The organism is Citrobacter sp. Cpo109, assembly GCF_030332565.1.
GTDB classification, from domain to species: Bacteria; Pseudomonadota; Gammaproteobacteria; order Enterobacterales; family Enterobacteriaceae; genus Citrobacter; species Citrobacter portucalensis.
Map to the genome: position 1 here is coordinate 263,598 of NZ_JAOWHQ010000068.1, position 7,350 is coordinate 270,947.

Genomic DNA, 7,350 nt, shown 5'->3' on the forward strand with positions numbered 1-7,350 from the left:
ACTCATTTTTGGCGATATTTCAGCGCACCGCTCGGACAGGTATCGATGACCTTGATGACCGTGGCAACGTCCACTTCATCCGGAATAATCCACGGTTTACGTTTCAGGTTAAACAGCTTCGCGCTTCCCCGCACGCAATTGCCCGAATGCTGACACATCACCGTGTTGAAGTAGACGTCAATCTTCTCGCCGGTATAGGCCCGGTAACCTGCATCCAGTAGTTCCTTATCCACGACATTGCCTCGCATTTTTTTATTGTCTGGGTCTAATCATAGACCTATGCGAGGCTGAAGGAAGTGGCTGAAAGCAGAAATATCATTCAGGCTTTTTCTGTATCGACGGCTGCGGCTCTGGCGGCAAATACTCCAGCATCGCAGGCGTCGGCGGCGGGAGGCGGTTATCGGCAATATCCCTGTCCACATCGATATGACTGATTTCGCCATTCTCATGATGGTGGACCGTCAGCACCCTCGCCTTGTTCAGTTCCGTAACTAGCTCCCGGGTAATACGCAAACTTTCTGCCAGCTCATGGTCTTCAAGCCCGGGTCTGCGACTGCGGCGTTCGACCCGAAAACGAAACTGGTTGTACTTCGCCCAGCCAATCAGCACCAGGCCGTTGACCAGGGCGACAAGGATATAAAACGTGACCGTATCCAGCGTGGTGAAAAAGGGTCGCACCCCCATATACGGCGAATGCGCCAGGGCTGTGATCAGCCCTTTATAGATCAAATAGATAAATCCAACCCATGCGATGGCCGTCAACAACACATCGATGATGCGCGGCAGCAAACGCCGCTCCGTGAAGATCAGTGGCTGGTTCATGATTCGATCCTCCCAATACCGCGGTCAGGACTCACCCAACGCGCTCTGCCACGTTTGCGTTTGAGCATCACTTTCGGGAACGCGACCAGCGTGGTGAACAGGCTTAGCATCCAGTACACCACCGGGAACCAGATAATCCAGAACAACGAGGCGCCAATGCCTTTTTCATAGCGTCGTTCAATCATCAGGCTCACCGCAAACTGCAGCAAGCACACCACGCCGAGGATAAGTCCGGTAAAGGCTGGCGGGAACAGATGCTGTACATACAGCGAGTCCGGCATCGGGATCATCAGCCCTAACAGGAACAGCACGATACTGATCGCATAGGCAAACGACCAGGCGGTAGAAAAACAGAACTCAAGAAACAGCGGCCACATGCGGCGGAACTCCCACGACCACAGGCGACGCATGTTAACGATAAACACCTCTGCACCACCCTGCGCCCAGCGCAAACGCTGCTTCCATAGCCCTTTTAATGTTTCAGGCATCAGGATCCAGCACAGAGCGCGCGGCTCAAAGAATACCGACCAGTGGCGCAATTGCAGCTTCCAGCTGATATCGATATCTTCGGTGATCATGTCCGGGCTCCAGTAACCGACCTCGGCCAACGCGCGACGACGAAACGCCGCAACTACGCCGGAAACGGTAAAGATCTGCCCATAGACTCGCTGAGTACGCTTAATTAAGCCGATAATGGAAGAGAACTCACCGACCTGCACACGACCGATTAACGTAGAGCGGGTTCGAATACGCGGGTTCCCCGTCACCGCACCAACGCGCGGGAACTGGATCAGCGGAGCCACAATATAGGCAACGGCATCACGATCCAGTAACGCATCGCCATCAATACACACCAGGTAATCACTGCGCGCCGCGGCCGCACCGGTCTTGAGCGCCAGCGCTTTACCCTGGTTTTCAGCCAGATGAATCACCCGTAGGCTGGGGTATTCCACTGCCAGTTGTTCCAGCACGTCGTGAGTGTCATCCGTCGAACCATCGTTGATGGCGATCACTTCGATATTCTTATATCGCTGTGCCAGTGCTGCCTCAATGGTTTCACGCGCGTTGATCCCTTCGTTAAAACAGGGGATCAGAATGGAAACCAGTGGATTCCCCGGCAGAGTTGGTGGTGGCGTGTCATCTCCCCATTTCCAGTGACGTTCACGGTAAAACCAGAAATAGACCCCGCCGCTTATCCACAAAGCAGACATGAACAAAGGCCAGAAGAAGACGAAGTTCAACATCACTTCACCTGTAAAGATGACAGCCACGCCAAACGGCAGGCTGAACATCAGGCAAAGTATCAGGAAAGCAATAATGCGATCGGTCATTTTTGCGGATACCAGTATGAGGAGAACGTCGAGCGAATCTCTGACATCTCAGGTTTGTCGCTGATGAAATCATCCGGGTAATAGCCGTAGTTACCTGCACCGCTTAATTTCAGCTGGCGCATCCATTCGGCTATTTGTTTTCCGCTGATTTCAGCCTGATCCCCGGATTTACGCCAGTCTCGTGCCTGCAGTTCAAACACGGTTTTATCCAGCGCCCCAGGGGTTTGTGCAACGGCATTCACCAGTCGGTCAAGCCATGCGTTGGCATCATTGGCCGGGATTTGTTCCATGAATGGCATCGCCATCGGCGCCGTCCAGTCATAGGTATTGAGGAAATCATTCAGGTTTTGTGCAAACCAGGCTTCACTTTCAGGCTCCAGTACCGGCATGGCGTAAATATTGCGCGCAGTTTGCACCTGTGGACCGCGAATATTACGCACCGTCCGGGTCAGTTGTTTGGTGAAGTCAATAAGCATCTTACTTTTCAGGCGAGTCCAGCGCTCGAACGCCTGAGGATTATTACGTATTTGCTCGATACTGCCTGGAAGCCCTGCGGCACGGTAGGCGGCTAACGCCTCCGGTGACGCATCTTCAAAATCCGTCAGGAAAGCATCGTCATGGAACAAAATACCTTTGAAGCTGGCGTGCTTCGCCAGGTCTTCATAGATTTCAGTGATGCGTTTGCGCGCTTCGCTGTCCCAGGGCGAGAGACGAACATAGTTTTCGTGATTGATAGCAGTGCGTCCCGTTTTCGGATCCCATGCGGTTACGCGTGGAATGGACGCGTCGAGATCGAAAGCCAGAACCGGCATCCAGGCATACACCGTCACCCCAGCCCGCGTTTGTAACTGCCAGGAGATATAGTTAAAGAGATCGGCACGCATCGGCAGCCAGCGGTTGGGGAAATAGACCTCGCGAATATTCCCGTCGCCCTGCGGATCGGCGTACGCCTGCAGGAAGACATGAGAAATACGCATGTCATAAACGCGCTGGATCAGCTTATCGATATTTCGCTTCTGCTGAGCAGGGTCTTTGTCATACACGTAATCCAGATCGACATGCATCACGCGCATCGTCTGTGGTTCACGGACCTGAGCGACCTGACTGGCAAAGCGCTTAAGGGATGGGTTATCAGAGATCAGCACGCGCGGAATATCGTCGAGAAACGCGGCATTCGCCAACCCCTCATTAAGCGTAAAGGCCATCTTATAGCCATGCTCTTTGGCCAGGTTTAACGTTGTACCGTTGGCTGCGCCGTAAGGCCATACCCACGCACGCGGCGATTTTCCGGTCACCGCTTTGATCTTGTTAGTGATCAGAGAGATATCCGTGTTAATACGTCGTGTGTACTGTTCGTCCGTTTCGTAAGTGCCAGTTTTCTTATCATACAGGCGGTTCGCCACAGCGGGCTCTTTACTCCCCTGCGGGTTGGCCTCAGCGCCAAAGTGCGAGTTCCAGGTGTGCGCACCGACTTCCACCAACGGCGATTTCCCCATTTCTTCGACCATTTTCCAGGTGGCGAATTTGTCTCGCGCGGTCATTAAGCCACCAAAATCGACTTTTTTGTTGGCTGGCGCATCAACCCAACTGCCTACTGGCGCCCAGAGCGCAGGCCAGTTGTAGGCTTTCAGCAATGGCCAGACGCGGGTATAAAAACTGCTATACCCGTCGTCAAAGGTGAGTAATACCGCTTTTTCCGGCAGTACAATTTTACCGTCATGGGCGTCCAGAATTTGCTGCACGCTGATCGGCTGATAGCCATTATCACGCAGCCAGGCCATTTGGTCGCTCAACGCGCTAGTACGCACAGAGAGGTAGCGCTGGTCGGCTGCACCATCCTCCACATCATGGTAGCCGAGCACCAGAAAGCTATTTTTCGGCCACGGATGATCCGCCGTCAGCGGTGTTCTCTCCCCGGGAGGAACATAGCGAGGCGTTGTATTGTGCGCGCTGCTGCACGCGGTAATCATCAACCAGCCAGCGATTAATGCGCTAAGCCACAGGCATCTTTTCAGCATGAACAATCCTTAAAACCTGACATTTAAATCGAAAGCGAGGGAGATATTCCGCTCACGTTTACCGTCATAGGGGCGTTTATCCCAAATCAGCATCACCCCGCCGTCTACGACGTTGTTCCATTTAAGCCGTTGCCCGTATCCCACCTGGACGATAGCGCCTGCATCTTCACCTTGCTGCCAGTAGCCACCTACGCCAGCCAGACCTTGCTGCGTCCAGACAGTATCATAGTGGCGGTAAAGAACCTGCTCTGCGCTCAGGCCAGGGACAACCGAAAAATCACTCTTCGGGTTGTAATACGGCACATTTTCTTTGGTGTTGGTGCTCCCGCCAATGCCCGGCGTAAAGTCCAGCGTGAAGCGTGGCGTGGTCCACATGCGCTCTTTTCCGCTGAGTCCGTATTCGATGCGATCGTTACCGTCCGAGAAATGTGATGCGGCAAACGACAGTTGATATTCACGTCGTTCGTTTTGATACCAGCGAACAAACATATCGCCGCCGTTGGCATACACGCCACTACGCAGCGCGCGCAACGGGGTATTGCGAGAGAGGCGCTCGGCCGAACCACCAACGCGCCAGTTGTCATTGAAGTCATGCCAACCGGATAGACGCCCACCAATCTTCTGACCATCGCCATAATTTCGGCCAGACACTTCCATTTCCGCCCAATAATCGCGGGAAGTCCATTCTGCACCCGCCGCCAGATCGCGGCTGATGCCCTTCCCTTCCTCAAATTCACCGGTAGCAAAGTTGAATCCGGTAAACAGTCGCCAGTTGTCATTAATCGGCGGACTGTAAATAGCCGTGTTGATGTTGAAATCATTCTTACCGCTGACCGGGCTATCGGACGAGATCCCCTGCGTTCCACTAATACGCACTTCCGACATTTTGTGGACATCACGAATTCGCGCGAGGCGCAGCGTCGCTTCATCATCCGGGCTACGGGCAATAACGTCATCCGTCAGTTCATCTGCCTGTTTCCACTCCTGAAGATCCAGTGCAACGTAAGCCTGCTGACGTTCCAGCTCCAGGTTGCTTGGCTCAATTACTTCCGCCAGCTTAAGCTCTTTCTCCGCCGCATGCGGCAATCCACGCGCTTCAAGCACAGAGGCATAAGATATGCGCAATCCCTGGTTACCAGAGCCTGTTCGTGCCAGATGCTCTGCGAGCTTTTCTGCCTCTGGCAGTTCATTGGCAGCGATATGATATTGCGTCAGTAGCGACTGTCCGAGCAGCCAGTTATCGTTAGGCTGCGGCGTTGGCGAGCCATAGATACGCCGCAGATACGGACTCTCTTTGATCAAATCATCGACTTGTTTTTTGGCAGCATCGAAGTTTTCATTATCAATGTGCGCGTAGAACAGATCTTGTTGATCCTCAGGACTGAGCGGCGTCACCGGGATAGGTCCATTCGGGTAGAAGATGCTCGCCAGCATCGCTTCGGTTTTTTCCGGCTGACGTTCGCTTAACCATGCTGATGCCACCCAGCGTTTTGCATAGTTTGGTACTTCACCGCTTGCAGAAAGGGAGTCATACTCATCAATCACTTCGGCAGTACGCTTACGCACCAACAGGGCACCCATACGGTCAATTCTCGCCCGACGGACATCATTCTGCGCAGACGGCTCATCTTTCCAGGCCGCCAATAGTTGGTCATAACGGGCCAACGCTTTATCCGCTACGATAAAACGTTCTTCTTCATTACGTGCGGACGTATAAGAGGATCGGACCATTTCGGCCGCCGCATCAAGCTCAAGACGGCGCTTCACTGGATCAGCCGTGGGAACGACCTCCGCCATATTTAAAGCGGGTCCGGAAACGCGGTTCGCCGACAGCGCAGATAGCAGCGTGGATTTTGCATTTTTATTGCCTGGATCAACATCATCCGCCTGGCTGGCAACCAACAGCGCATCCCAGTTTTTCCCCTGAGAATGATATACGTAGGCAAGTAGCGCGTCGGAATCTGCGCCCGGATGTGCCTGAGCCCATTTATTCGCTTCAGTAAGGGCTTGTTGGTTGTAGCGCGCATCCGCCAACGTCATTATCCAGCCGGTGCGTACATCCACGTTATCAGGCTCTTCCTGTAAAACGCTTTCCCACACCGCCAATGAATCATTCCAGTTTGGCTTTGTTGAATAAATCAGATTTCGGGTAAGTCTCCCCCGTAGCGGGTTGTGTTTTCAGGCAATACGCACGCTTTCAGGCATACCTGCTTTCGTCATTTTGTTCAGCGCTCGTACCAGGGCCATAGCCTCCGCAACCTGACCATCGTAGTCACGCAGCGTCAGTGAACCCCCGAACAGCTGTTTTACCCGGTACATCGCCGTTTCCGCTATCGAGCGACGGTTGTAATCTGTTGTCCATTTCCACCGCGCATTACTCCCGGTCATTCGCTGATTAGCCACTGCACGGTTACGGTCTGCATATTCACCGGGCCAGTAACCCGCACCTTTTCGGGGAGGGATAAGCGCGCTGATTTTCTTACGCCGCAGTTCATCGTGACAGAGCCGGGTGTCGTAAGCGCCGTCTGCCGATGCTGCCCTGATTTTTCTGTGAGTCTGCCGGATAAGACCCGGGAAGGCTTCTGAGTCCGTCACATTGTTCAGCGACAGGTCTGCACAGATGATTTCATGTGTGTTGCTGTCAACTGCCAGATGCAACTTTCGCCATATACGACGGCGTTCTTTGCCGTGTTTTTTGACTTTCCATTCGCCTTCACCAAAGACCTTCAGCCCGGTGGAATCAATCACCAGATGCGCGATTTCACCCCGGGTGAACGTTTTGAAACTGACATTAACCGACTTTGCGCGCTTGCTGACACTGGTGTAATTCGGGCAGCGCAACGGAACATTCATCAGTGTAAAAATGGAATCAATAAAACCCTGTGCAGCCCGCAGGGTCAACCTGAACACGCGTTTAATGACCAGAACGGTGGTGATGGCGAGATCAGAATAGCGCTGAGGTCTTCCCCGTGATGAAGGCGTTGTCGACTCATACCAGGCCTGAATAGCTTCATCATCCAGCCAGAAAGTTATGGAGCCACGGTTGATGAGGGCTTTATTGTAGGTGGGCCAGTTGGTGATTTTGAACTTTTGCTTTGCCACGGAACGGTCTGCGTTGTCGGGAAGATGCGTGATCTGATCCTTCAACTCAGCAAAAGTTCGATTTATTCAACAAAGCC

Annotated in this window: 5 protein-coding genes and 1 pseudogene; all 6 read right to left on the reverse strand. The window is 53.2% G+C overall.

The window, feature by feature from the left end:
* Positions 1-2 precede the first annotated feature (2 nt).
* Entirely contained in the window at positions 3-233 is a 231-nt protein-coding gene (gene yjdI / locus OGY71_RS17990) for a 4Fe-4S mono-cluster protein YjdI (RefSeq protein ID WP_286613517.1), read from the reverse strand.
* An 82-nt stretch (positions 234-315) separates the two neighbouring features.
* Positions 316-822 carry a poly-beta-1,6-N-acetyl-D-glucosamine biosynthesis protein PgaD gene (gene pgaD / locus OGY71_RS17995; protein WP_003825542.1) on the reverse strand — a complete coding sequence of 169 codons (507 nt, stop codon included), beginning with the start codon at positions 820-822 and terminating at the stop codon, positions 316-318.
* Positions 819-2,153 carry a poly-beta-1,6-N-acetyl-D-glucosamine synthase gene (gene pgaC / locus OGY71_RS18000; RefSeq protein WP_003033859.1) on the reverse strand — a complete coding sequence of 445 codons (1,335 nt, stop codon included), beginning with the start codon at positions 2,151-2,153 and terminating at the stop codon, positions 819-821. The genes pgaD and pgaC overlap by 4 nt, the downstream gene beginning before the upstream one ends.
* Complete coding sequence (pgaB, locus tag OGY71_RS18005) at positions 2,150-4,171, reverse strand: poly-beta-1,6-N-acetyl-D-glucosamine N-deacetylase PgaB (RefSeq protein ID WP_003825535.1); 2,022 nt, start codon at positions 4,169-4,171, stop codon at positions 2,150-2,152. The genes pgaC and pgaB overlap by 4 nt, the downstream gene beginning before the upstream one ends.
* 9 nt (positions 4,172-4,180) lie before the next feature.
* A pseudogene (pgaA, locus tag OGY71_RS18010) lies at positions 4,181-6,289 on the reverse strand (poly-beta-1,6 N-acetyl-D-glucosamine export porin PgaA); the annotation flags it as partial.
* A 60-nt stretch (positions 6,290-6,349) separates the two neighbouring features.
* Entirely contained in the window at positions 6,350-7,318 is a 969-nt protein-coding gene (locus tag OGY71_RS18015; protein ID WP_077483231.1) for an IS5 family transposase, read from the reverse strand.
* Between the last annotated feature and the right edge of the window lie 32 nt (positions 7,319-7,350).